The sequence below is a fragment of the Pseudomonas sp. P108 genome (assembly GCF_032613195.1).
Taxonomy (GTDB): domain Bacteria; phylum Pseudomonadota; class Gammaproteobacteria; order Pseudomonadales; family Pseudomonadaceae; genus Aquipseudomonas.
On record NZ_CP126691.1, the window covers coordinates 2,285,548 to 2,310,075 of the forward strand.

Sequence of the window (24,528 nt, forward strand, 5' to 3'; positions counted from 1 at the left end):
TCAGGTGAATTCAGCCGCTGGTTTTTTTCTGCTCAGGCTAGGTCGTCAGGCTCCAGATGCAGCATTTCGCTCGCGCGGGTCGACACTCTTTGAGTCAGTCCGCGCTCATTGGTGACACCGCGGATTACCTTGCCCGACGCGGTGGTGATCTTGTAAGCGAAGTCGGGTACGGGCTCGCCATCGGCGTCCAGCAACGTGAACTGTTCGTCGAAACCCAAGTTGATCGGCGGAACGGGGCTGATCGCTGCGCCACCGCCGCTCTGGCCAATGATGACGGTGCCGGAACCGCCGACGATAACGTCGCCGTGGCTGCCCAGGCTGCCTTGCGTGGCGGCGTTTTTACCATTGATGAAAACGGTCGCGGAAATGTTGCCGCTGATAGTGCTGCCGCAAGAGGCTGGATCGCCAAGGCGCGCGGCAGGCAAACCATCGAAAAATACGTCGGGAGAGCCGGCAACTATTTTCTGCGCCGCATGGGCAGGGCATGTTGTGGCGTCTGTGGCGCGTGCAGCGGGTTTTCCACTCATGGTGACTTCCTTTTCTTGCCCGGCAGGGGCATCCGTTGATCCGTACGGCATGGCTTCTGATCGTGCCACGTGATGAGGGGGGTACTCAAGTCATCAGGGCGTTTGAGTGACGAGTAACCTGCCTCTGATATTTTGTATACAAAACCATGGACACTTGTCGCGAGTTTTGAATACAGTGTGCGCATAACAAAAACCAGGGAACCCCCCACCATGAAAACGCCCCATGTTTCACACCAACGGCCCGAGGACGAAAATCTCGGGGTCGGCGCGAATATGGCTTACGGCCTGCAACATGTTCTGACCATGTACGGCGGTATCGTTGCGGTGCCACTGATCATCGGCCAGGCGGCCGGCCTGTCGCCGGCAGACATAGGTTTGTTGATTGCTGCTTCATTGTTTGCGGGGGGGCTGGCGACACTGCTGCAAACCCTGGGTCTACCGTTTTTTGGCTGTCAATTGCCGCTGGTGCAGGGCGTGTCGTTCTCCGGCGTGGCGACCATGGTCGCGATCGTCAGCAGTGGTGGGGAGGGCGGCTTTCAATCTGTGCTCGGCGCGGTGATAGCGGCGTCGTTGATTGGCTTACTGATCACGCCGGTGTTCTCGCGAATCACCAAGTTCTTCCCGCCCTTGGTCACCGGTATCGTGATCACCACCATCGGCTTGACGCTGATGCCAGTGGCCGCACGCTGGGCGATGGGCGGCAACAGCCATGCGCCGGACTTCGGCAGCATGCAGAACATCGGTCTGGCGGCGGTCACGCTGGTATTGGTGCTGCTGCTGAGCAAGGTCGGGAGCTCGACCATCTCGCGTCTGTCGATCCTGCTGGCCATGGTGATCGGCACGGTGCTGGCGGTGTTCCTCGGCATGGCGGACTTCTCCAACGTCACCACCGGCCCGATGTTCGGCTTCCCGACGCCGTTCCATTTCGGTATGCCAACCTTCCACTTCGCCGCGATCCTGTCGATGTGCATCGTGGTCATGGTGACGCTGGTAGAAACGTCGGCAGACATTCTGGCGGTCGGTGAAATCATCGGCACCAAGGTCGATTCCAAGCGCCTGGGCAACGGTCTGCGGGCGGACATGCTGTCGAGCATGTTTGCGCCGATCTTCGGCTCGTTCACCCAGAGCGCTTTCGCCCAGAACGTCGGGCTGGTGGCGGTCACCGGGATCAAGAGCCGTTACGTGGTCGCTACGGGCGGTATCTTCCTGGTGATCCTTGGCCTGCTGCCGTTCATGGGCCGGGTCATCGCGGCTGTGCCGACTTCGGTGCTCGGTGGTGCCGGTATCGTGCTGTTCGGTACCGTGGCGGCAAGCGGCATCCGTACGCTGTCGAAAGTTGATTACCGCAACAACGTCAACCTGATCATCGTCGCTACTTCGATCGGCTTCGGCATGATCCCGATTGCTGCGCCGAACTTCTACGATCATTTCCCGAGCTGGTTCGCGACCATTTTCCACTCGGGCATCAGCTCGTCGGCGATCATGGCGATCCTGCTCAACCTGGCGTTCAACCACTTCACCGCCGGTAACTCGGATCAACAGTCGGTATTTGCCGCAGCGGAAGAGCGCACCCTGCGTTATCGCGATCTGGCGGCGCTGCGTGAAGGTGATTACTTCAGCGACGGCAAGCTGCATGACTGCGACGGCAAGGAAGTGCCGGTGATCGAGCCGGATGATCACGATCATGGGCAAGGTGCGCCGAAAGCGCAGGTGAAAAGCAGCGAGCATGTCTGACGGCTGACTCTAAATAAAAAGGGCCGATCTGTTACACACAGATCGGCCCTTTTTCATTTCAAGATCAAAAGATCGCAGCCTTCGGCAGCTCCTACACAGATCTCATACTCCGCCGATTCTGCGGATGAACGCTGAATCTGTAGGAGCTGCCGAAGGCTGCGATCTTCTGATCTTTTCCATCGCCCACAAAAAAGCCCCTGAATCTTTCGATTCAGGGGCTTTGCTATTTGGCTCCACAACCTGGACTCGAACCAGGGACCCAATGATTAACAGTCATTTGCTCTACCAACTGAGCTATTGCGGAATTGGTGCGTATGTTACTGATTCAAAAAGAGAAGTCAAGCACCGGTTGCAAAAATGAGTGAATTTTCGGGATGGATGGTGGTTTGTCAGCGATTGGCGGTTACCAGAACCGTAGCAGAGGTCTACCATGGCCGCCCGGAAGTGGTCACACGCGCTGCCGGCCATTCGCCGCAAAGGTACGTGCCATGAAGCAGTCAATCCGCAACAACGAGGTGTTCGCATGAGCATCGCGCAAATCAGCTTGCCCAAAGGCGTCGGCCCCCACGCCGAAAAACTCTTGGATGCAATCACCCAGGCCAGTACCGCCGAGGAATTGAACCGCGCGGGCGGTAAGGCTGAAGGTTTTGTCCTGGGTCTTGAAAGCACCAAGGCGATCAAAAGCCAGATCGCCGAATCGCTGTACGTCGTCTATGACGATGCCGCGACTCAGCGCGCGACTGAACTGGCTTAACTGCCGAAGGTGATAGTGCCCAGCATCAGTTTGGCGTAGGCCGCAGTGGCTGCCAGTTGCACCAGCCACAGCGCCAGGCCACCCAGAAACACCCCGGCGGCGACTTGCAGCACCAGGCTTTTTTCGCGTTTGGCCGAGGCGCGGGGGATGAAATCATCCAGGTCGTCACGGTCGGCGCGCAGGTTGTCGTTTTTCATATGGGGTCTCTTCAGAAATCTCGGGTGTACACAAAACCTGTAGGCCTTCGCCTGCTCGCGATAGCGTCGTGTCAGCCGAAGCTTCATTACCTGACACGCCGCTATCGCGAGCAGGCTCACTTCTACAGTTTGGATTTGTGTGCAGTCTAGAGGTTATGGGCGCTGTTCATCAGGCAAATAAAAACGGGAAGCCCAAAGGCTTCCCGTTTTTCATCACGCGGCGAAATCAGATGACCTGAACAATCGCATCCGTCACAGCCTTGATGTTGCTCTGGTTCAGCGCTGCTACACAGATACGGCCGGTATCCAGTGCGTAAATGCCGAACTCGTTACGCAGGCGATGCACTTGTTCAGTGGTCAGGCCCGAGTAAGAGAACATGCCGCGCTGACGACCAACGAAGCTGAAATCGCGGCCCGGTGCTTTCTCGGCCAGCAGGGCAACCATCTGCTCACGCATGCCGCGAATGCGCAGACGCATTTCAGCTAGTTCCGCTTCCCACTGCGCACGCAGTTCCGGGCTGTTCAACACCGCAGCAACGATGCTTGCACCGTGGGTCGGCGGGTTGGAGTAGTTGGTACGGATCACGCGTTTGACCTGCGACAGCACGCGCGCGCTTTCTTCTTTCGATTCGCTGATGATCGACAGCGCACCCACGCGCTCGCCGTACAGCGAGAACGACTTGGAGAACGAGCTCGAGACGAAGAAAGTCAGACCGGATTCAGCGAACAGGCGCACGGCAGCGGCGTCTTCGTCGATACCGTCGCCAAAACCTTGATAGGCCATGTCGAGGAACGGCACGTGACCTTTGGCTTTAACCACTTCCAGCACGTTGTTCCAGTCCGCCGGGGTCAGGTCGACGCCGGTCGGGTTGTGGCAGCACGCATGGAGGATAACGATCGAGCCGTTCGGCAGGGCGTTGAGGTCTTCGAGCATGCCGGCACGGTTAACGTCGTGGGTGGCAGCGTCGTAGTAACGGTAGTTCTGCACCGGGAAACCGGCGGTTTCGAACAGCGCGCGGTGGTTTTCCCAGCTCGGGTCGCTGATCGCCACAACGGCGTTCGGCAGCAGTTGCTTGAGGAAGTCGGCACCGATTTTCAGGGCGCCGGTCCCGCCGACGGCCTGAGTGGTGATGACGCGACCGGCGCTGATCAGCGGCGAGTCGTTGCCGAACAGCAGCTTTTGCACGGCCTGGTCGTAGGCAGCGATGCCATCGATCGGCAGGTAACCGCGCGAAGCGTGTTGAGCGACGCGAATCGTCTCGGCTTCGATCACGGCGCGCAGAAGTGGAATTCGCCCCTCTTCGTTGCAGTAAACACCCACGCCCAGGTTGACCTTGGTGGTCCGGGTATCGGCGTTGAATGCTTCGTTGAGGCCCAGGATTGGATCGCGGGGTGCCATTTCGACAGCGGAGAACAGGCTCATTATTGCGGCGGCTCTGAATGGAGAATGGAGGGACGTGTCGCGCTCCAGCCGGATGCACTAGAGCGGTGCACAAACGGGGAGCTAGTATAGAGGCCATTACGGAACAATGGCGACAGGCGATTCGGCTTTTAGGGTAAGTTTTTCCGATTATTTCTTGACCGTTAGTCGACTGCTCGTGTCAGAGTCTTTAGCGGATGTAGGACGTTTGCCTTGAAAGAGCGGGCAATCGCCACCACATTGAGCACAATCCAGGTTTTTTCTTGCGCGACACCGGTCGTTTGCGGTCGTCCCCGTGGTGCTCCGCTTTGCTCGGAATGCCGCGATCCCAGAGGTGTATATGTCCGAATTCCAGCTCGTCACCCGCTTCGAGCCCGCCGGCGATCAACCGGAGGCCATCCGCCAATTGGTGGAGGGCATCGAGGCCGGGCTGGCGCACCAGACGCTGCTCGGTGTGACCGGCTCAGGCAAGACCTTCAGCATCGCCAATGTCATCTCGCAGATTCAGCGTCCGACCCTGGTGCTGGCGCCGAACAAGACCCTCGCTGCGCAGTTGTACGGCGAGTTCAAGGCGTTTTTCCCGAACAACGCCGTCGAATACTTCGTTTCCTACTACGACTACTACCAGCCCGAAGCCTATGTGCCGTCGTCCGACACCTTCATCGAGAAGGATGCATCGATCAACGACCACATCGAGCAGATGCGTCTGTCGGCGACCAAGGCGCTGCTCGAGCGCAAGGACGCGATCATCGTCACCACGGTGTCGTGCATCTACGGTCTCGGTAGCCCGGAAACCTATTTGAAGATGGTCTTGCACGTTGATCGCGGCGACAAACTCGACCAGCGCGCATTGCTGCGGCGTCTGGCCGACTTGCAGTACACCCGCAATGACATGGATTTTGCCCGCGCGACCTTCCGTGTACGCGGCGATGTCATCGACATTTACCCGGCGGAATCCGATCTGGAAGCGATCCGCATCGAGCTGTTCGATGACGAGGTCGAGAGCATTTCCGCGTTCGACCCGCTGACCGGCGAAGTCATCCGCAAGATGCCGCGCTTCACCTTTTACCCGAAGAGCCACTATGTGACGCCACGGGAAACCCTGCTCGACGCCATCGAACACATCAAGGTCGAACTGCAGGAACGCCTCGAATACCTGCGCAGCAACAACAAACTGGTCGAAGCCCAGCGGCTGGAGCAGCGCACCCGTTTTGATCTGGAAATGATCCTCGAGCTGGGTTACTGCAATGGTATCGAAAACTACTCGCGCTATCTGTCCGGACGTCCGGCTGGTGCCGCGCCGCCAACCCTTTACGATTACCTGCCGGCCGATGCCTTGCTGGTGATCGACGAGTCCCACGTCAGCGTGCCGCAGGTCGGCGCGATGTATAAGGGCGACCGCTCGCGTAAGGAAACCCTCGTCGAATACGGCTTCCGTCTGCCGTCGGCGCTGGACAACCGGCCGATGCGTTTTGACGAGTGGGAAGGGGTCAGCCCGCAGACTATTTTTGTCTCGGCGACGCCAGGCAACTACGAAGCCGAGCACGCCGGGCGCGTGGTCGAGCAAGTGGTGCGGCCGACCGGTCTGGTCGACCCGCAGGTAGAAGTGCGTCCGGCGCTGACTCAGGTCGACGATCTGCTCTCGGAAATCAGCAAGCGTGTCGCGGTCGAAGAACGGGTGCTGGTCACCACGCTGACCAAGCGCATGGCCGAAGACCTCACCGATTACCTCGCCGACCACGGCGTGCGCGTGCGTTATCTGCACTCGGACATCGACACCGTCGAGCGGGTCGAGATCATCCGCGACCTGCGCCTCGGTACATTCGATGTGCTGGTGGGGATCAACTTGCTGCGTGAAGGTCTGGACATGCCGGAAGTGTCGCTGGTGGCGATTCTTGATGCGGACAAGGAAGGCTTCCTGCGTTCCGAGCGCTCGCTGATCCAGACCATCGGCCGGGCGGCGCGTAACCTCAATGGTCGGGCGATTCTCTACGCTGACCGCATGACCGGTTCGATGGAGCGAGCGATTGGCGAGACCGAGCGTCGTCGCGACAAGCAGATCGCCTTCAACCTGGAAAACGGCATCACCCCGCGCGGTGTGATCAAGGATGTCGCCGACATCATGGAAGGCGCCACTGTGCCGGGCTCGCGCAGCAAGAAGCGCAAAGGCATGGCCAAAGCGGCCGAAGAGAACGCCAAGTACGAAGCCGAACTGCGCTCGCCGAGCGAGATCACCAAGCGTATTCGTGCGCTGGAAGAGAAGATGTATCAGCTGGCGCGGGATCTGGAATTTGAAGCGGCGGCGCAGATGCGCGACGAGATTGCCAAGCTGCGTGAACGGCTTTTGGCTGTGTAAGGAGGATCGTTCCCACGCTCTGCGTGGGAATGCAGCCCCGGACGCTCCGCGTCCGCTGTGACGCAGAGCGTCACCGGAGTCATTCCCACGCGGAGCATGGGAACGATCAGTTGCAGTTAGTGGGACTCCCCAGCCTTCAATCCTTGTGGCAATTTTTTGGTCAACAAAACCGCCAGCATGCTGATCCCCAACGCAATCCCGACAAAGTGAAACGCATCGTTGTAAGCCATGATCGCCGCCTGCTGATGGACGATCTCGCTCAACTTGCCCAACGCCGCCGCGTCACTGCCAAACCGATCGGTCATCGACGCCAGTCGCTCGGCCACTTGCGGATTGGTCGGCACCACCGCTTCACGCAGATAATCGAAGTAAGTCTTGGTGCGCGCGTCCAGCAGCGTCGCCAGCAGAGCAATGCCAATCGCACCGCCGAGGTTACGCAGAATATTGAACAGACTCGACGCCGACCCCGCATCCTGCGGCAGGATGTACGCCGTGGCGATCAGCGAAATGGTCACCATGATCAACGGCTGGCCCAGTGCGCGGATGATCTGGATCTGATTGAACTGCGGCCCGGCAAAATCCGGGTTGAGCACCCCCGACGAAAAACTCGCCAGACCAAACAAACCAAACCCCAGCGTGCACAGCCATTTCGGCGAAACAAACTTCATCAGCTTCGGCACCAGCGGAATCAGAAACAGCTGCGGCACGCCCATCCACATGATCACTTCGCCGATCTGCAGGGCGTTGTAGTTCTGAATCTGCGCCAAATACAGCGGCAACAAATAGATCGAACCGTACAGTCCGACACCCATGCCCAGGCTGGAAATACTCGATAAACCAAAGTTGCGATTGCGCAGGATTCCCAAGTTGATCAGTGGATTCGGTTTGGAGATCTGCACGATGACAAAGGTGATCAGACTCACCAGCGCAATGCTGCCCAGCGTCACAATCAGGCTCGATTCCAGCCAGTCCTTGCGATGACCCTCTTCAAGAAACACCTGCAAGCACCCGAGGCCGATGCCCAGCGTGAGGATGCCGGTGTAGTCGGTGCTTTTCAGTAATTCCCAGTGCGCTTCTTTCTTTTCCAGTCCGTACATCAACCCGGCGATCATGATCAGGCCCGGCGGAATGTTGATATAGAAGATGTATTCCCAACCCCAGTTTTCCGTGAGCCAGCCGCCCAGCGTCGGGCCGATGGACGGCGCGAAGGTCGCGGTCATGGCGAACATCGCCATGCCTTTGGCGCGGTGGTGTTCGGGGAGTTTGATCAGGGTCAGGGTGAACGCCAGCGGGATCAGCGCGCCGCCGGTGAAACCCTGCATGGCGCGGAAGACGATCATGCTCTCCAGGCTCCAGGCCATCGAGCACAGCAGCGATGACAGCAGAAAGCCCAGCGACACCCACACCGCCAGACGGCGCGCCGACAGCAGCTGCACCAGCCACGCGGTCAGCGGGATCATGATGATTTCCGCGACCAGATACGAGGTGGAAATCCACGAGCCTTCTTCCAGCGTCGCCGACAGTGCGCCCTGAATATCTTTCAGCGACGAGTTGGTGATCTGAATGTCGAGCACCGCCATAAAGGCGCCGAGCATCACGCTCATCACCGCAATCCAGTCGCGCCGGGTCGGCTCGCCGACCGGGCGGATCAGCGAATCACCGGCCATTTTCCGGGGCGTCTTTGATGTTCACGGTGGCGGTGACGGACATGCCCGGACGGATCTTGCCGTGCAGCGGGTTGTCGGCCTTGAAAGTCAGTTTCACCGGAATCCGCTGTACGACTTTGGTGAAGTTACCGGTGGCGTTGTCCGGCGGCAGCAGGCTGAACTGCGCGCCGGACGCGGCGAACAGACTATCGACCCGCGCTTCGATCGGCGTATCGCCATAGGCATCGAAGGTCAGCTCGGCTTTTTGGCCGGGTTGCATATGACCGATCTGGGTTTCCTTGAAGTTGGCCTGCACCCAGATGTCTTCGTCCGGGACGATCGACAGCAGATAAGCGCCGGCCTGCACCACTTGACCATTGCGCGCGGCGCGCTGGCCGACAAGACCGCTGATCGGCGCGTGGATTTCGCTGCGGGTCAGGTTGAGTTCGGCTTGCGCGAGATCGGCGCGGGCGTTGGCAATCTGTGCGTCGAGGCGTTTGATTTCCGCGTTCAGGGCGTTGACCTGTTGGCGCTGGCCTTGCGCATCAGCCTGCGCCTTGGCCACTTGCGAGCGAGCAATGTGGGCGTCGGCGGAGAGGGTGGTCACCCGTTCTTCGGAAACATAGCCGGGTTTGCGCAGGGTTTCGGCACGCGACAAATCCATCTGCGAGCGGCCGAGGGTGGCTTGGGTGGTTGCCACTTGCGCATCACTGGAAGCAATCAGACTGGCTTGCTGAGTCAATTTGCTTTGCGCTTGCAGGCGTTCCGCTTCGCGGGTGGCGAGGGCGGCATTGGCGCGATCGATGGCCAGGCGGAAATCATTGGGTTCGAGGCGCACCAGCAACTGGCCTTTTTCGACGTGCTGATTGTCCTGTACCAGCACTTCGTCGATGCGCGCGCTCAACTGGCTCGACACACGGGTGATTTCGCCCTGGACATAAGCGTTGTCGGTGCTTTCATAGAAGCGTCCCTTGAAAAACCAATGGGCGAAAAAGCCCCCGGCGATCAGCAGGACGAGCAGCAGGAAAATCAACAGGCGACGCTTGAGTTGGGCAGGCATGGGCAAACTGTAGTCAGGAATTGTAAGGAAAGTTATCAGCAGGCGAATCTGGCATACAGCCGATAAACGGTAAATGCCATCCGCTGATATTTGCCCATTCACCACGACTTACCGGCGTTCCAGAGGCAAACTTGGCTTAAATGCCCTGCCTGCTGGAGCGGGGCGGGTGTCGCCTGTTACCATTCGCCGCTTGATTGTTTTGCTTTTCATTCTTTTCGAGACATGCCATGACCACCGTCCGCACTCGCATCGCGCCATCGCCTACCGGGGATCCCCATGTAGGTACCGCTTACATCGCATTATTCAACTACTGCTTTGCCAAGCAGCATGGCGGTGAGTTCATCCTGCGGATCGAAGACACCGACCAGTTGCGTTCGACCCGCGAGTCCGAACAGCAGATCTTCGACGCCCTGCGCTGGCTGGGTATCGACTGGAGCGAAGGCCCGGACGTCGGCGGCCCGCACGGCCCGTATCGCCAGAGCGAGCGCGGCGAGATCTACCAGAAGTACTGCCAGCAACTGGTCGACATGGGCCATGCGTTCCCATGCTTCTGCACCGCTGAAGAGCTGGATCAGATGCGCGCCGAGCAAATGGCTCGCGGCGAAACTCCACGTTACGACGGTCGCGCGCTGCTGCTGTCGAAGGAAGAAGTCGCCGCCCGTCTGGCTGCCGGCGAACCGCACGTGATCCGCATGAAAGTGCCGAGTGAAGGCGTTTGCGTGGTGCCGGACATGCTCCGTGGCGATGTCGAGATCCCGTGGGATCGCATGGACATGCAAGTGCTGATGAAGACCGACGGCCTGCCGACGTACTTCCTCGCCAACGTCGTCGACGACCATTTGATGGGCATCACCCACGTGCTGCGCGGCGAAGAGTGGCTGCCATCGGCGCCAAAACTGATCCTGCTTTACGAATACTTCGGCTGGGAACAACCGGAGCTGTGCTACATGCCGCTGCTGCGTAACCCGGACAAGAGCAAGCTGTCCAAGCGCAAGAACCCGACCTCGGTGACGTTCTACGAGCGCATGGGCTTCATGCCTGAGGCGATGCTCAACTACCTCGGTCGCATGGGTTGGTCGATGCCGGACGAGCGCGAGAAGTTCTCGCTGCAGGAAATGGTCGACAATTTCGACCTCAAGCGTGTGTCCCTTGGCGGGCCGATCTTCGACATCGAGAAGCTGTCGTGGCTCAACGGCCAGTGGCTGCGTGATCTGCCGGTGGAAGAGTTCGCCAGCCGTCTGCAGACTTGGGCGCTGAATCCGGAATACATGATGAAGATCGCGCCGCTGGTGCAGGGCCGCGTTGAAACCTTCAGCCAGGTTGCACCGCTGGGCGGGTTCTTCTTTGCCGGCGGCGTTAACCCGGATGCCAAGCTGTTCGAATCGAAGAAGCTTTCGGGTGATCAGGTTCGTCAGTTGATGCAGTTGATCCTGTGGAAGCTGGAAAGCCTGCGTCAGTGGGAGAAGGACGCCATCACTGCAACGATTCAGGCGGTGGTCGAATCGCTGGAGTTGAAATTGCGCGATGCGATGCCATTGATGTTTGCCGCGATCACCGGGCAGGCGAGTTCGGTGTCGGTGCTCGATGCGATGGAAATCATTGGCCCGGACCTGACCCGTTATCGTCTGCGTCAGGCAATCGACCTACTGGGCGGCGTGTCGAAGAAAGAAAACAAAGAGTGGGAAAAGCTGCTGGGCGCTATCGCTTAAGCACGCCTGACTCTGCAGGAACCACCGAAGGCCGGGATCTTTTGATTCCGGCCTTCGGCGTTGTTCCCCCCGAATTTACGGGGGAGGGCGGTAAGTGATTGTTATGCCGACGAAAAACTTTGAAAAATTTCAAAAATAAGTTTGACAGGCTTTCGATACGCCCTTAAGATTCGCCCCGTCCTCAGCGATGACATCAACGATGAGGGGCTATAGCTCAGCTGGGAGAGCGCCTGCATGGCATGCAGGAGGTCAACGGTTCGATCCCGTTTAGCTCCACCAATTTACACTTCGAAGCCTGGCCACACCGGCTTCGAAGCGATCAACACTCAGCGTTGATCAGTTGTATAGAAGGGTTTGCGTCCCCTTCGTCTAGTGGCCTAGGACACCGCCCTTTCACGGCGGTAACAGGGGTTCGAGTCCCCTAGGGGACGCCAGTTTTACAGAAGCGATGTTGCAAGATGTCGCTCCGCCGCGAGGCGAAAAATCCGGGGCTTTAGCTCAGCTGGGAGAGCGCCTGCATGGCATGCAGGAGGTCAGCGGTTCGATCCCGCTAAGCTCCACCAATTTTACACGTTCAAGGTCTGGCCACACCGGCCTTGAATCGATCAGTTCTCAGCGCTGATCAGTTGTATAGAAGGTTTGTGTCCCCTTCGTCTAGTGGCCTAGGACACCGCCCTTTCACGGCGGTAACAGGGGTTCGAGTCCCCTAGGGGACGCCACGATTACCCGCTCTGCGGGATTTTATAAGGGTCATTCAATTATTGAATGGCCCTTTTGTTTGTCTGGCGTTTGGCCAACTCTCCTTTTTCCTTACACTGTGCTTCAGACCAGCGGTCATATCCTTGACTTGCAGAATATTATTATGCGAATAATATTCTAGTCGTAATATTCGGAGGCAACGATGAACGATAAAAAAGCTCAAACCCGCGAACGCATCCTTAAGGCTGCCAGCGCCGCACTGATTCAGCGTGGCCCGGCTGACCCGAGCGTGGGCGAAGTGATGGGCGCAGCCGGCCTCACCGTCGGTGGCTTCTACGCGCACTTCGAAAGCAAGGACGCAATGATGCTCGAAGCGTTCAAGCAATTGCTCGGCCGCCGCCGCGACCTGATTGCCGACATGGATGCCGAACTGACCGGTGAAGAGCGCCGCGCCCTGGTCGCTGCGTTCTACCTGTCGCGCAAGCACCGTGATTCCAGTGACGCGGCATGTCCGATTCCAGCTTCGATCGGCGAATTGGGCCGTTTGCCGGAGTCGTTCCGCATCGCGCTGAACGAGCACCTGGAATTGATGATTGCGCAGTTGGCGTCCAGCCCTGAGGACACCGACAAAGCCTTGGCCGATGTGGCTTTGATGGTGGGTGGTCTGGCACTCGCAAGAGCGCTCGGCCCGGGAGATTTATCCGATCGATTGCTGCGCGCTGCCAAGTCGGCGGTGCGTTGACCTGAAGGCAACACGCCTGAGGAGAGAGCGATGAACACGTTGAAGTGGATTCGTGGCGTTAATGGCACCTTGGGCTGGATTGCACCGAAACGGGTTGCGAGCAAAATGCGTCTGGCGTTCATGACGCCGCGTACGCTGCCACTGCGCGATTGGGAGTTGCCGCTGCTGGCAAGTTCCGAGCGGATCACTTTGCGCTTCGGTCTCTCGGCGCTGCGCTGGGGCCAAGGCCCGGCGGTGTTGCTGATGCACGGCTGGGAAGGGCGGCCAACTCAGTTCGCCGCGCTGATCACCGCGCTGGTCGACGCCGGTTATACCGTCGTCGCGCTCGATGGTCCGGCCCACGGACGTTCGCCGGGGCGTGAAGCCAATGTCGTGTTGTTCGCCCGGGCGATGCTCGAAGCGGCTGCCGAGCTGCCACCATTGCAAGCGGTCATCGGTCATTCCATGGGCGGCGCCAGCGCCATGCTCGCCGTGCAATTGGGCTTGCGCACCGAAACCCTCGTCAGCATCGCCGCGCCTGCGCGCATTCTTGGCGTACTGCGCGGATTTGCTCGCTACGTTGGTATGCCGCCTCGGGCCCGTTCCGCTTTCATTCGCCAGGTCGAGCAAGATGTCGGCATGCGCGCCGCGACTCTCGACGTTGCCCACTATCAACTGGATATGCCCGGCCTGATCGTGCATGCCGAGGACGACAACTTCGTCTCGGTCAAGGAATCGCAACTGATCCACGAATCCTGGTTCGACAGTCGCCTGTTGCGCCTTGAAGGCGGCGGTCATCAGCGCGTGCTGGCCGACCCTCGATTGGTTGATGGCGTGTTATCACTGCTGGCCGGCCGCAGCCTTCAGGCGCGCCAATCGGCCTGAGCTCCGTTACACTGCCCCGGTTGAATACATTGACCGGGAGTGGGGCATGGGCTGGGATCGGGCAACGCCGTTTACCATTGATCTGCAAGTAGGCGCCGAGGACATCGACGGGCTGGGCCACGCGAATAACGCGGTCTACGTGACCTGGCTCGAACGCTGCGCCTGGCGCCACTCGCAGCGTCTGGGTCTGGATCTGGTCGAGTATCGGCGACTGGATCGGGCGATGGCCGTGGTCCGTCACGAGATCGATTATCTCGCTGCGGCCTATGAAGGCGATGAACTGCAATTGGCGACCTGGATCGTTGATTGGGATCAGCGTCTGAAGATGACCCGGCATTTCCAGCTCAAGCGCCCGAGCGACAACACCACGCTGCTGCGCGCGCAAACCACGTTTGTCTGCATTGAACTCTCCACGGGCAAGCCCAAGCGCATGCCGGCCGAGTTCATCGAGGGCTATGGCCCGGCGATCCAGATCCCGGAATCTGCCCGAATCTAAACTGTAGGAGTGAGCCTGCTCGCGATAGCGGTGTGTCAGCCGACATATGCCTCACTGACACACCGCTATCGCGAGCAGGCTCGCTCCCACAAGGTTTCTGCGATTTCTTGCGATATCCAGTAAACTGCCGCACGTTTTTCTTCAAGTAGTGTTTTCCCATGCAAATTGCTCTGGCGCCCATGGAGGGGTTGGTCGACGACATCCTCCGCGACGTGCTGACCCGCGTTGGCGGCATCGACTGGTGCGTGACCGAATTCATTCGGGTCAACGATCAGTTGCTCACGCCGGCCTATTTCCACAAGTTCGGCCCGGAGCTGCTCAACGGTGCGCGCACCGCGTCCGGTGTGCCATTGCGCGTGCAATTGCTCGGTTCCGACCCGGTGTGCCTGGCGGAAAACGCTGCGCTGGCCTGCGAACTCGGCTCCGAAGTGATCGACCTCAACTTCGGCTGCCCGGCCAAGACCGTCAACAAATCTCGTGGTGGTGCGGTTCTGCTCAAGGAGCCGGAACTGCTCAATCAGATCGTCGAACACGTGCGTCGCGCCGTACCCGCGCATATTCCTGTGACCGCAAAGATGCGCCTGGGCTTCGATAGCCCCGACGGTTCGCTGGTCTGCGCCACGGCATTGGCTGAGGGCGGCGCCGAGCACATTGTGGTTCACGCCCGAACCAAGATGGATGGCTACAAACCGCCCGCACACTGGGAGTGGATTCCGCGTGTGCAGGACGTGGTCAAAGTCCCGGTGTTCGCCAACGGTGATATCTGGAGCGTCGAAGACTGGCGTCGTTGCCGCGAGATCAGTGGCGTGGAGGACATCATGCTCGGTCGCGGTCTGGTGTCGCGCCCGGATCTGGCCAAACAGATCGCTGCCGCCCGCGCTGGCGAAGAAGTGGTCGAGATGACGTGGGCCGAGCTGATGCCGCTGATCCAGGACTTCTGGTTGCAAGCCAAAGCGCAGATGACTGCGCGCCAATCGCCGGGCCGTTTGAAGCAATGGCTGGCCATGCTGACGCGCAATTATCCCGAGGCCACCGAGCTGTTCACTGTTCTGCGCCGTGAGACGGAACCGGATCACGTCTCGCGTTTGCTCGGTCTGCCGGTCGCCGAAGCGGCCTGAAAAAAATCTGCAAATAGTCTCTTGAAATCATTTCAGCGGTCCCTATCTAAGGGTTACGCGATGCCGAATTCGGGTCGCGGAGTCAAAAAAACTTGCTGATTGTTTTCAGGAGATTTGAACCATGAGTACTGCATTTTCCCTCGCGCCACTGTTCCGTTCCTCGGTAGGTTTCGACCGTTTCAACGACCTGTTCGAAACTGCCCTGCGCAACGAGCCAGGCAGCAGCTACCCACCTTACAACGTCGAAAAGCACGGTGATGACCAGTACCGTATCGTCGTTGCCGCCGCCGGTTTCCAGGAAGATGACCTGGAGCTGCAAGTCGAAAAAGGTGTGCTGACCATCAGTGGTGGCAAGCGTGATGCCAACGAAGGCGTGACCTTCCTGCACCAGGGCATCGCCCAGCGTGCGTTCAAGCTGTCCTTCCGTCTGGCCGATCACATCGAGATCAAGGCTGCCGATCTGAAAAACGGTCTGCTGAGCATCGACCTGTTGCGCGTGATCCCGGAAGAAGCGAAAGCCAAACGCATCCCGATCAACGGGACGCAGAAGCCGGCGCTGCAGCACTGAGTCATGAGCCGCAACACAATCGCCTGAACCGGCGATGAGCCGCTGAATGAAGGCCCCGATACGTCGGGGCCTTTTTTGTGCGCGCAAGAAAAGCGCTGTGCGACTTTGCCGCTGGCGGCGGTTTCTCTACAATCCGCCGCAGTTTTGCCGACCCCCATTCCTCACCGGTCGGCCTGGAGCCTTTTTTCATGGACGAGATTCAACAGCGCTGGCTGTGCGCCCTGTCTGCGCCAATGGCGGCGATCAATACCGGTGCCAGCTACGACGACCCGGCGTTCTGCAATGATCGCTACATCGATCTGCAGGACAGTTGGGGGATCGATGACCGTGGGCAATTGTTCGACATGCTCGAGCGGATGACCGACGACGGCCATGCCAAGCACCTCAGCGCGGCCTACTTGGCGTGGCAGCGTTGTCTGCCAAGTGAATGGCAGGCTCTGCTAGACGACCTGAGTCCCCGCGAACGCATCCTGCATGAGTTTGCCAGTCGCACGTTCGGCAGTTGCGGGCCGGGTGGGATTTTGTCCTGGGACTATGGCCGCATGGGTTTTCTCTTGCGCTGTGCGGTGCGCAATCAGTGGGTCGACCTGGACGAAAGCAACTGGCTGCACAGTCGTTTGGCCCTCAGAGCGCAATTTCACTACGGTAGCTGGATGGCTTACTTCGACGGCTTTGTCGTGGGCCGGACCTTTTGGTCCTGCCTGAGCGCCAGCGACGATGAGCTGGCGCGCGAACTCGATCGACAAGGCGCCAACGCCCTTAACGTGCGGATTGCCCGTGGGCTTGCCGAAAACATCCCTCGGTTCCTTGCTGATTTGCCGTGGCATATGGAAATCGATTTGCCGCCACGCCCGGCATCGCTCAAGGAGTTCGACTGGTCATGAGTTGCTGGATCCGCCTGGGCATCGAGCCTACTAACGACGAAAACCTTATCCGCAACGCCTACCGTGCACGTTTGCCGGCGCATCACCCGGAGACCGACCCGCAAGGCTTCCAGGCGCTGCGCGCGGCCTACGAAAACGCCCTGCGTCTGGCGCGTGAGGAAGAGGAAGAAGAGCCTGAGGACGAGTACCAGTCCCAAGCCTCTGAGCAACATGTGGTTGAGGTCCCTCCGGTATTCGGGGAGTTCTGCGAGCTGCTGGATGATCCCGCGCGTCGGTTCAATTTCGCCGCGTGGCAGTTATTTGTCCGAGGGCTGGATGAGCTGTCGCTGGACGTGCTCGATGAAGTCAGCTGGGGCCTGTACCACCGGATGGCCGACGCCGGTCCGTTGTCGTACCGCTGCGCGAATCTGTTGGCCAAGCGTATGGCCTGGGATCAACAGTTGCTGGATCTGGGCTTCGACGACGCGCATCAGGTGGGGTTCTTTCTCCAGCGAATCGAAACGCCGGATCCGTTCGATACGGATCTGATGAGCACATGGTCAGAGGCAGCCCAGACTGAATCGCTGTGGTACGCCCGTAGCCTCGACTTCATCTTCAACCAGCGTCCACTGCAGGAGTTCGCCGACTTCGCCAGTCAGCACACCTGCCTGCCGTTGCCGGAGGATGCCGCGTTCCTCAAGCGGCTGCTGGTGCAGTTCACTCAGGCAGGTATCGGCGGCCCGACGTTTTTGCAGTGCTGTGTCGAACAGCAGCTTGCCGCACCGGATGATGTCGACTGGCTTTATCTGCTGGCGTGTCAGAGCAGTCTGCTGGGCCGGGACGATCAGGCATTGCCGTGCTGGATCCGGCTGTGGAACGAGCATCGCCATCCGATGGCGGAAAGTCGTCTGCTGGAGCTGTGTGCCAAGCGCCAGCCGACTTTTCTGCCGCTGCTGATTCAGGCGTTCGATCGCCTGCAGGGCGTCTGTGACTGGCCAGAGGATCTTGGCGATGACACCCAGGTGTATGGCTGTCCGTCACAACACCCCGAGACGCTGAACCGTTGGCTGGGTGTCGGACGGTTAAAGCTTGAGAGCCTTGCGCAAAGCTTTGTCGATTGGCGCATGAGCGGTGATGAGCTGCCCTTGCTCGCGCAATTGCTGGGCGAAAATTCCGATAGCCGATTGCTGCATTTGTACCGCCACGCCTGGGCGCTGCATCGGGGTGATACGGCGTTGTTGCAGCAGATTGTGGATGCGCCGCTGCCCATTGATGCCCTCGAAAGCCTGGTGATGAGCGGATTCAAGTATCAGGCCGCGCAACACCTGCTCTGGCTGAACGAGGCACCGATAGCGCTGGCCATGAGTGCTTTCTGCGATGCGCATTCAAGTGCCCGGCCATTGCCGCAGGTGCTGACAATAGGTGAGCCGCACAAAGTCTGTCGTCTGTGGTTGTGTCGCTTGCGGCCTTACAGCGACGCTGCGCTGGAACGACTGGCAGACGCGTTCACGCTGGCCGCGGTCAAAGATGATTGCGACTTGTCCGAACTCGATTTGATTCTGCAGTTGAGCCGGCGCGGGATTCAGTTGCCACCGGTCGGGCTGGGTGAGGCCACCTGGGAGTGGCACGCGCAGACCTTGTTCTTGCTGGCATTGCTGGAACAACCCGAACGCTGGCTGCAAATGATGGATGCGCAGTGCGTGGAGCGCCTGCCTTTCAATCCGGCCCATCCCTTGAGTCGCCTGCAACCTTTGTTGCGGCGCTTGCAGCGTGAGCAAGGCCACTGCGCCGGCTTGCTCGGATGGCTGCAGGGCAGTGACCCGGTGCACGGCTTGTTGGTGCAGCAATTGTTCAGCGTACAGCAGGCACTCGACAGCGCGCGATTGCCGGCCAATACCCTGCTTTACACCTGCCTCGAAAGTGATCGTGCGGCATGCGGCGACGATTTGCTGGGTTTGATGATGTTCTGGGGCGTGCTCTATCACGACCCGAGCCTGAGTGCCGAGCAGCATCGTGCATTGTTGCAGTCGATCGCGGCGGTCAGCTGCGAGGACGATTGGTTCGAAGGCTTCCGCGACGGTTTGATCAAAGGCGAACCGGTGTGGCCGCCGCGCAAAGTGCTGACCGATTTTGGCGTCGACAAACTGCTGGTGTATGAAGCGCTGGATGCGCTCAAGGGCTTGATTCGCTATGGCGCTGCCGGGGTGCCGAAAACGCGCGTCCTGCGCCAACTGCAACAGGGCAAGGACGATGTGCAGAACAGTGTCGGGTTGCGCCTGGCCCTGTGCGCGATATTGTCCTGGTCGGAACGATTACTGTTGGCGAAAAGCGATGTGCAGCCGGTACCGGCGAGAGCGATCTGGCGTCTCGGCTCGCGGTTGGGGCGCAAGGCTTTTATCGCTCAGGTCTTGGGGTGTTTGGTGATTGCGCCGGTAGCGGGGTTGATCAGTGGCACTACGGGCGCTGGCATTCTTATCCTGTTATTGGCCGTGCTGCTGGTGTTCGGCGCTATTCTGCGCCGCTTGCACGACATGGGCCGGGGCATTCCGACGTTGCTGATCTTCATGGCGCTGACGCCGGTTCTGCCATTTTTGCCGTTGGTGTTGTTCGGGCTTGCCGGTGACAAGTTGCCCAACCGCTATGGTGTGCCACCGGACAGCGGCGATTCCGAGATGCTGTCCGGCGGCCTGCAGGCTGCCTTGCGGCGACTCAACGGCTAGAGGCGCAGTTGATCCAGCGCCTTGTTCAGCTCTGAGCGATGGCTGGCAATCTCCGAGGGTTGCTGGCCGCCGAGCACGGTAGTGAAGTTGTGCAGCCATTCGGCAATGTGCTCGCGTTGCGTGCCGAGGCTTTGCATCCATGCCCGCTCCAGGCGGGCCAGCAACGTGCGGTTGGGCAACGCATCGCGCGGATGGACTTTCAGTGTCGACAGCCGGTTATGGCTGTCGCGACGTGCTTGCTCATTCAGACCGGTGGGGCTGCGGTCGATGCTGTGACTGTGGCGCTCACCGGTTTCGAGCAGGGTGACGTCCACCTCGAGCAAACCGTTGATGTCATAGCTGAAGCGTACATCCAGCTCCTGGATGTGTTCAGTGGGCGTCAACGTCACATCGAAAGCATCAATCAGAATGTTGTCGCAAACCCACGGCCGTTCACCCTGATAGACGGCGATGCGCAGCAGCGATTGCTTAGGCTGGGTGGTGTAATAGCGCTCCACCCTTGACGTCGGAATGATGGTGTTACGTTCGATGATGGGCGAGAACGCGCCTTTGATGTCTTCGCCACGCAGGGTCGCAATCCCCAGCGTATACGGGCAGACATCCGTCAGAATCAACTCTTCAACCGCACCGTCACGCGCCTTGCACGCCGCTTGCGTCGCCGCCCCCAGCGCAACAATCGTGTCCGGATCAAGATGCCGGTAAGGCAGGCGTCCGAACAGCGTGGCGACCATTTGCTGGACTGCCGGCATGCGCGTGGCGCCGCCGACCAGCACCAGGCTGTCGAGGTCGCGAGGTTTGAGGCGAGCATCGCGCAAGGCCTGTTCGATCGGCGCGCGCAAACGCGCCAGCAGCGGCTCCCAGATTTTTACCGCCGCCGCTTCGTCCAGAGACCATTCAAACGTCTTGTCGGCGTGACGCCAACTCAGTTTTTGAATGCCTTCACCGAGTTTGCATTTGAGCTGCTCAAGCGCATCACCGAGGCTGGCCATGCTTTGCGCATCGACCATGGCCGGGGTCAGTTGCCAGTGTTTCAGGCAGGCCTGCAACAGCGCGGCGGTGAAGTCTTCGCCACCGAGAAAGTTGTCGCCGGTGGAGGCGTGCACTTCGATCAGTGGCAAAGCGTATTCCAGCACCGTGACATCGAAGGTGCCGCCGCCCAGATCGAAGATCAGCGTGCGTTCGAATTTCTGCTCATGCAGCCCGTAAGCCATGGCCGCAGCGGTCGGCTCGTTGATCAGGCGTGTCACCGAGAGCCCGGCCAGTTCGGCGGCAAACAGCGTGCGTTTGCGTTGTTCGTCGCTGAAATACGCCGGGACGGAAATCACCGCTTCTGCAACCGGGTGGCCGAGAAAGGCTTCGGCGTCCTGCTTGAGTGAGCCGAGCACCAGCGCCGACAACTCTTCGGGGCTGAACTGACGTGTGCCGAGCTGGACTTGTTTGTCGCTGCCCATGAAACGCTTGAATGCTGCAGCGGTTCGTTCCGGGTGCGTGGTCAGGCGGGCGCGGGCGGCTTTGCCGACCAGAATCGTGTCGTCTTCATCGAGGCTGACCACCGAGGGCGTCAGCACATCGCCCAGAGCGTTGGGAATCAGGCGGGCCTGACCGTCCTGCCAGACGGCAATCAGACTGTTGGTGGTGCCAAGGTCGATGCCCAGCAGAGCCGGGCGGGGGAGGGATGCATCCTGCATGACAGATCTCGAAACGGCGCAAAAAACGCGACCCTACAGGTTGCCGCAAATCGTGGCAATTGCGCGTCTGTTGCAACGTGCACCGGTTATGGCAGGAGCTTTTTCAGATCCTCCAGCGCAACCGGTCGACTGTGCAGATAACCCTGATACAAATGGCAGCCCAAACCCTGCAGGAACGCCAGTTGTTCGCGGGTCTCCACACCTTCGGCAATCACCTCCAGCTCCAGACTGCGCGCCATGGCGACAATCGCGCGAATGATCTCGGCGTCGTTGGGGTCAGTGGTTGCATCACGAATAAACGACTGATCGATTTTCAGCGTGTCCACCGGTAGCCGCTTGAGGTAAGTCAGCGACGAATAGCCGGTGCCGAAGTCATCCATGGCGAAACTCACACCGAGCTTTTTCAGCCGGCGCATTTTGCTGATGGTGTCTTCCAGGTTCTGGATGACGATGCCTTCGGTGATTTCCAGTTTCAGCAGCGAGCAGGGCAGACCGTGGCTGGTCATGCTGTGCTCGATGCGCTCGACAAAATCGTTCTGGCGGAACTGTCGCGGGCTGATGTTCACGCACAGGCTGAACTTGAGCGGGTCGACCAGTTTCAGTGCGATCAGTTGTTTGAAGGCATTGCAGGCCTCGTCGAGGATCCACGTGCCGACCTCGAGAATCAGGCCGCTGTCTTCCAGCACCTTGATGAATTCGGTGGGTGATTGCGCACCCAGCTCCGGGTGATTCCAGCGCACCAGCGCTTCGGCGCCGATGATGCGGTCGTCGCGGGCATCGACCTGCGGCTGAAAGTGCACATTGAATTCACCGCGCGACAGCGCCAGGCGCAAGTCGGTCTCCATGCGCAGCCGTTCGCTGGCCGCTTTCTGCATGGTGTTGTGGTACATCTGCGTGGTGTTGCGTCCGGAGTCCTTGGCCCGGTACAGGGCAATGTCGGCGCGTTTGAGCAAGTCGGTCGGCGTCGAGCCGTGATCGGGGATCAGCGCCACGCCAATGCTCGGCGTCACCTGCAAGCGTTGGCCGTCGAGGAACATCGGTTCCGACAACAATTCGCGCAGAGTGTCGGCCAGATTGCGCACTTGTGTGCTGACGTCGTTACGCGAACCTTCGAGGCCGCTGAGCAATACCACGAACTCGTCGCCACCGAGCCGCGCGACCGTGTCTTCCATGCGCACGCTGGCTTCGAGCCGCGCGGTGATGATCTTCAGCACCGTGTCGCCGACCGGGTGGCCGAGCGAATCGTTGATGTGCTTGAAGTGATCAAGGTCGAGAAACAGCAAGGCACCGCGCAGGTTGTGGCGCTTGAGCAGGGCGATCTGCTGGCTCAGGCGATCCATCAGCAAGGCGCGGTTGGGCAGGTTGGTCAGCGGGTCGTGATAAGCCAGATGACGAATCTGCGCTTCGGCATTTTTCAGCAGGCTGACGTCGCGCGCGGTCAGCAACAGGCACGCGGTTTCATTGAGGGTGATTGGTTCGATCGAAACCTCCACCGTCAGCAACTCGCCGCGCTTGTTGCGGCCGAGCATTTCCTGATGGTGCACGCGGCCCTTGATCTGCAGCTCGGCGAGTAATGCCGAGCGCTGCTTTTCTTCGGCCCAGATACCCACCTGATACACCGTTTTGCCCACCACTTCTTCGGCGCGATAGCCGGTGAGCCGGCAGAAACCGTCGTTGACCTCCAGATAACGCCCGGTGTCGCGCTCGGTGATGGTGATCGCGTCGGGGCTGGAGTGGAACGCTTTGGCGAATTTCTCTTCGCTGGCTTTCAGTGCCGCTTCCGAGCGCTGCTGCTGGGTAATGTCGCGCAGGGTCGTAACGATGCATGGCTGATCGCCGACGCTGATCTGCCGGCTGGAAATCACACAGGTCAGCGACTGGCCGTCCTTGTGCTGGACGATGATCGCGACGTTGCTCAAACCCTGTTCGCGGATCACCCGCTCGATGCGCTGCAGGCTTTTCGCCGAGGCGTCCCACAGGCCGATTTCTTCGGCGGTGTGGCCAATGACGTCGGTGGCGCTCCAGCCGAAGGTCTGGGTAAAGCTGTTATTGATTTCGATGAACTCGCCACTGTCCTGGCGGGTGACGCAGATCGGGTCGGGGCTGACCTGGAACAGCGTGGCGAATTTCTCTTCCGAGGCCACCAGCCGCTGCTCGCGCTCGACCTGATCGGTGATGTCGAGCAGCGTGCCGGCCATGCGCAGCGGCGCGCCGTTGTCATCACGATAGAGGCGCGCGCGACTTTCCAGATAGCGCGAGCTGCCGTCCGGCAGTTGCACGCGATAGGTCAGTTGGTAATTGCCTGCCGGGCCTTCGCGCAGGCTGCGGTAGGCGTCGCGCATGCTGTCGCGCTCTTCGCCGGGCACGCCTTCGAAAAACTCTTCGAACGATTCATGAAACGGTATCGGTTCGAGCCCGTGCAGTTGCGCGGCGCGGGCCGAGCCGTAGAGCATGCCGCTGGGAATGTGCCAGTCCCAGGTACCTAGCTGCGCGGAGTCCAGCGCCAGGTCGAGGCGTTCCTGGCTGTCCTTCAAGGCGTGTTCGGCGGCTTTGCGTTCGGTGGTGTCGAGGAAGGTGCTGAGCAGATACGGCTGGCCTTCAAGTTCGACTTTCTGCGCACTGAGAATGCCATCGTGAACTTGCCCGTTGCTGGCGCGAAACTGCACCTCCATGCTGATCAGTTCGCCCTTGGTGTTGGTCTTCTTGACCAGTTCGGCGCGCTGCTCGGGGTGCACCCACAGGCCCAGTTCCAGCGTGGTGCGGCCAATAGCGCTTTGTACCGGCCAGCCGAACAGGCTTTCGAAATACTGATTGGCCTCGCTGATCAGGCCGTCTTCCTGACGGGTCAGCAGGACCATGTTCGGGCACAGGTGAAAAAGTGTCGCGAAACGTTTCTCCGAGCTGCTCAGCGCCTGTTCGCGTTGACGCTGGTGGGTGATTTCACGAATCACCCCGATCATTCGGGGGCGGCCGTGTTTATCCGGCAGCAGGCTGCCGCTGATTTCCAGCCAGTGCAGGCTGCCGTCAGGCCAGCGGATGCGGTGGTGCATCGCTTGTTCCAGCGGTGCACCGGCAATTACCGCGTGGAAGGCGCGAACGGTTTTCGCCCGGTCTTCCGGCGGCAACAGGTCGAGGTATTCCAGATCTTCGGGCAACGGTTGCCGAGGATCGAAGCCGAACAATGCCTGCGTACCGCGCGACCAGCTGATCTGCCCGCGCTCGATGTCCCAATACCAGGCGCCGAGCCGCGCGCCGTTGAGCGCCGCCAGCAATTGCGGCGCGCTTTCCCAGCTCTGCTCGGAATGACGCGGGTCAATCGCCTGAATACGCGGCATCGGCGGAATTCGGTCAACAGATTTCGGCATTG

At 59.8% G+C, this 24,528-nt stretch carries 18 protein-coding genes and 5 tRNA genes; 15 read left to right on the forward strand and 8 right to left on the reverse strand.

Annotation, left to right across the window (positions count from 1 at the left end):
* Positions 1 to 32 precede the first annotated feature (32 nt).
* A complete protein-coding gene (locus QOM10_RS09955; RefSeq protein WP_150751577.1) occupies positions 33 to 527 on the reverse strand; it encodes a PAAR domain-containing protein in 495 nt (164 codons plus the stop codon).
* Positions 528 to 737: 210 nt separating this feature from the next.
* Between QOM10_RS09955 and QOM10_RS09960 the strand changes: the two genes are divergently transcribed.
* Positions 738 to 2,261 (forward strand): nucleobase:cation symporter-2 family protein, encoded by a 1,524-nt coding sequence (locus QOM10_RS09960; RefSeq protein WP_150751576.1) that lies wholly within the window; start codon positions 738 to 740, stop codon positions 2,259 to 2,261.
* A 228-nt stretch (positions 2,262 to 2,489) separates the two neighbouring features.
* Here QOM10_RS09960 and QOM10_RS09965 read toward each other — a convergent pair.
* Positions 2,490 to 2,565: transfer RNA gene (locus tag QOM10_RS09965), tRNA-Asn, on the reverse strand.
* A gap of 219 nt (positions 2,566 to 2,784) precedes the next feature.
* Here QOM10_RS09965 and QOM10_RS09970 point away from each other — a divergent pair.
* Positions 2,785 to 3,015, forward strand: coding sequence for a hypothetical protein (locus QOM10_RS09970; protein WP_127926567.1), 231 nt, complete (start codon positions 2,785 to 2,787; stop codon positions 3,013 to 3,015).
* Here QOM10_RS09970 and QOM10_RS09975 read toward each other — a convergent pair.
* The gene (locus QOM10_RS09975) at positions 3,012 to 3,212 is read right to left on the reverse strand and encodes a hypothetical protein (RefSeq protein WP_016983541.1); all 201 of its coding nucleotides are present in this window, start codon (positions 3,210 to 3,212) and stop codon (positions 3,012 to 3,014) included. The genes QOM10_RS09970 and QOM10_RS09975 overlap by 4 nt on opposite strands.
* A 226-nt stretch (positions 3,213 to 3,438) precedes the next feature.
* Positions 3,439 to 4,635, reverse strand: a complete 1,197-nt coding sequence (locus QOM10_RS09980) for an amino acid aminotransferase (RefSeq protein WP_038363598.1) — start codon at positions 4,633 to 4,635, stop codon at positions 3,439 to 3,441.
* A gap of 337 nt (positions 4,636 to 4,972) precedes the next feature.
* On the opposite strand from QOM10_RS09980, the gene uvrB reads away from it, so the two are divergent.
* Positions 4,973 to 6,988: an excinuclease ABC subunit UvrB gene (uvrB, locus tag QOM10_RS09985; protein WP_007913411.1), complete on the forward strand. Its 2,016-nt coding sequence runs from the start codon at positions 4,973 to 4,975 to the stop codon at positions 6,986 to 6,988.
* Positions 6,989 to 7,104: 116 nt separating this feature from the next.
* Here the strand turns inward: uvrB and QOM10_RS09990 are convergent, their stop codons facing one another.
* A complete protein-coding gene (locus tag QOM10_RS09990) occupies positions 7,105 to 8,595 on the reverse strand; it encodes an MDR family MFS transporter (RefSeq protein ID WP_316918375.1) in 1,491 nt (496 codons plus the stop codon).
* 49 nt (positions 8,596 to 8,644) lie between these two features.
* Positions 8,645 to 9,694 (reverse strand): HlyD family secretion protein, encoded by a 1,050-nt coding sequence (locus QOM10_RS09995; RefSeq protein WP_316917955.1) that lies wholly within the window; start codon positions 9,692 to 9,694, stop codon positions 8,645 to 8,647.
* Between the two features lie 227 nt (positions 9,695 to 9,921).
* Between QOM10_RS09995 and gltX the strand changes: the two genes are divergently transcribed.
* From gltX to QOM10_RS10055, 12 genes are all read left to right on the forward strand, one after another.
* The gene (gene gltX / locus QOM10_RS10000) at positions 9,922 to 11,403 is read left to right on the forward strand and encodes a glutamate--tRNA ligase (protein WP_316917956.1); all 1,482 of its coding nucleotides are present in this window, start codon (positions 9,922 to 9,924) and stop codon (positions 11,401 to 11,403) included.
* A 203-nt stretch (positions 11,404 to 11,606) separates the two neighbouring features.
* Positions 11,607 to 11,682, forward strand: a tRNA-Ala gene (locus QOM10_RS10005).
* 79 nt (positions 11,683 to 11,761) lie between these two features.
* A tRNA-Glu gene (locus QOM10_RS10010) sits at positions 11,762 to 11,837 on the forward strand.
* A 53-nt stretch (positions 11,838 to 11,890) separates the two neighbouring features.
* Positions 11,891 to 11,966: transfer RNA gene (locus QOM10_RS10015), tRNA-Ala, on the forward strand.
* Positions 11,967 to 12,046: 80 nt separating this feature from the next.
* Positions 12,047 to 12,122: transfer RNA gene (locus tag QOM10_RS10020), tRNA-Glu, on the forward strand.
* A 182-nt stretch (positions 12,123 to 12,304) separates the two neighbouring features.
* Complete coding sequence (locus QOM10_RS10025) at positions 12,305 to 12,844, forward strand: TetR/AcrR family transcriptional regulator (protein WP_007913421.1); 540 nt, start codon at positions 12,305 to 12,307, stop codon at positions 12,842 to 12,844.
* 30 nt (positions 12,845 to 12,874) lie between these two features.
* On the forward strand, positions 12,875 to 13,708 hold the full coding sequence (locus QOM10_RS10030; protein ID WP_316917957.1) for an alpha/beta fold hydrolase: 834 nt from the start codon (positions 12,875 to 12,877) through the stop codon (positions 13,706 to 13,708).
* Positions 13,709 to 13,754: 46 nt separating this feature from the next.
* Positions 13,755 to 14,204: an acyl-CoA thioesterase gene (locus QOM10_RS10035; protein WP_127926571.1), complete on the forward strand. Its 450-nt coding sequence runs from the start codon at positions 13,755 to 13,757 to the stop codon at positions 14,202 to 14,204.
* A 158-nt stretch (positions 14,205 to 14,362) separates the two neighbouring features.
* Positions 14,363 to 15,322 (forward strand): tRNA dihydrouridine synthase, encoded by a 960-nt coding sequence (locus tag QOM10_RS10040; protein WP_116031011.1) that lies wholly within the window; start codon positions 14,363 to 14,365, stop codon positions 15,320 to 15,322.
* Between the two features lie 121 nt (positions 15,323 to 15,443).
* Positions 15,444 to 15,890: an Hsp20 family protein gene (locus QOM10_RS10045; RefSeq protein ID WP_127926572.1), complete on the forward strand. Its 447-nt coding sequence runs from the start codon at positions 15,444 to 15,446 to the stop codon at positions 15,888 to 15,890.
* A gap of 188 nt (positions 15,891 to 16,078) precedes the next feature.
* Complete coding sequence (locus QOM10_RS10050; protein ID WP_127926573.1) at positions 16,079 to 16,774, forward strand: DUF1266 domain-containing protein; 696 nt, start codon at positions 16,079 to 16,081, stop codon at positions 16,772 to 16,774.
* Complete coding sequence (locus QOM10_RS10055) at positions 16,771 to 19,473, forward strand: DUF805 domain-containing protein (RefSeq protein ID WP_316917958.1); 2,703 nt, start codon at positions 16,771 to 16,773, stop codon at positions 19,471 to 19,473. The genes QOM10_RS10050 and QOM10_RS10055 overlap by 4 nt, the downstream gene beginning before the upstream one ends.
* Here QOM10_RS10055 and QOM10_RS10060 read toward each other — a convergent pair.
* Together QOM10_RS10060 and QOM10_RS10065 are read right to left on the reverse strand one after the other, a co-directional pair.
* Positions 19,470 to 21,161 (reverse strand): molecular chaperone HscC, encoded by a 1,692-nt coding sequence (locus QOM10_RS10060; RefSeq protein ID WP_316917959.1) that lies wholly within the window; start codon positions 21,159 to 21,161, stop codon positions 19,470 to 19,472. The genes QOM10_RS10055 and QOM10_RS10060 overlap by 4 nt on opposite strands.
* A gap of 86 nt (positions 21,162 to 21,247) precedes the next feature.
* Positions 21,248 to 24,526, reverse strand: a complete 3,279-nt coding sequence (locus tag QOM10_RS10065; protein ID WP_127926576.1) for a bifunctional diguanylate cyclase/phosphodiesterase — start codon at positions 24,524 to 24,526, stop codon at positions 21,248 to 21,250.
* Positions 24,527 to 24,528 lie beyond the last annotated feature (2 nt).

Bases quoted from the DNA above. Each gene is read 5' to 3' on its own strand.
- QOM10_RS10050 (WP_127926573.1), top strand. From the start codon at position 16,079: ATGGACGAGATTCAACAGCGCTGGCTGTGCGCCCTGTCTGCGCCAATG.
- QOM10_RS10065 (WP_127926576.1), bottom strand. From the start codon at position 24,526: ATGCCGAAATCTGTTGACCGAATTCCGCCGATGCCGCGTATTCAGGCG.
- QOM10_RS09955 (WP_150751577.1), bottom strand. From the start codon at position 527: ATGAGTGGAAAACCCGCTGCACGCGCCACAGACGCCACAACATGCCCT.
- gltX (WP_316917956.1), top strand. From the start codon at position 9,922: ATGACCACCGTCCGCACTCGCATCGCGCCATCGCCTACCGGGGATCCC.
- uvrB (WP_007913411.1), top strand. From the start codon at position 4,973: ATGTCCGAATTCCAGCTCGTCACCCGCTTCGAGCCCGCCGGCGATCAA.
- QOM10_RS10030 (WP_316917957.1), top strand. From the start codon at position 12,875: ATGAACACGTTGAAGTGGATTCGTGGCGTTAATGGCACCTTGGGCTGG.
- QOM10_RS10040 (WP_116031011.1), top strand. From the start codon at position 14,363: ATGCAAATTGCTCTGGCGCCCATGGAGGGGTTGGTCGACGACATCCTC.
- QOM10_RS10035 (WP_127926571.1), top strand. From the start codon at position 13,755: ATGGGCTGGGATCGGGCAACGCCGTTTACCATTGATCTGCAAGTAGGC.
- QOM10_RS09980 (WP_038363598.1), bottom strand. From the start codon at position 4,635: ATGAGCCTGTTCTCCGCTGTCGAAATGGCACCCCGCGATCCAATCCTG.
- QOM10_RS10025 (WP_007913421.1), top strand. From the start codon at position 12,305: ATGAACGATAAAAAAGCTCAAACCCGCGAACGCATCCTTAAGGCTGCC.
- QOM10_RS09970 (WP_127926567.1), top strand. From the start codon at position 2,785: ATGAGCATCGCGCAAATCAGCTTGCCCAAAGGCGTCGGCCCCCACGCC.
- QOM10_RS10045 (WP_127926572.1), top strand. From the start codon at position 15,444: ATGAGTACTGCATTTTCCCTCGCGCCACTGTTCCGTTCCTCGGTAGGT.
- QOM10_RS09995 (WP_316917955.1), bottom strand. From the start codon at position 9,694: ATGCCTGCCCAACTCAAGCGTCGCCTGTTGATTTTCCTGCTGCTCGTC.
- QOM10_RS09960 (WP_150751576.1), top strand. From the start codon at position 738: ATGAAAACGCCCCATGTTTCACACCAACGGCCCGAGGACGAAAATCTC.
- QOM10_RS10055 (WP_316917958.1), top strand. From the start codon at position 16,771: ATGAGTTGCTGGATCCGCCTGGGCATCGAGCCTACTAACGACGAAAAC.
- QOM10_RS09975 (WP_016983541.1), bottom strand. From the start codon at position 3,212: ATGAAAAACGACAACCTGCGCGCCGACCGTGACGACCTGGATGATTTC.
- QOM10_RS10060 (WP_316917959.1), bottom strand. From the start codon at position 21,161: ATGCAGGATGCATCCCTCCCCCGCCCGGCTCTGCTGGGCATCGACCTT.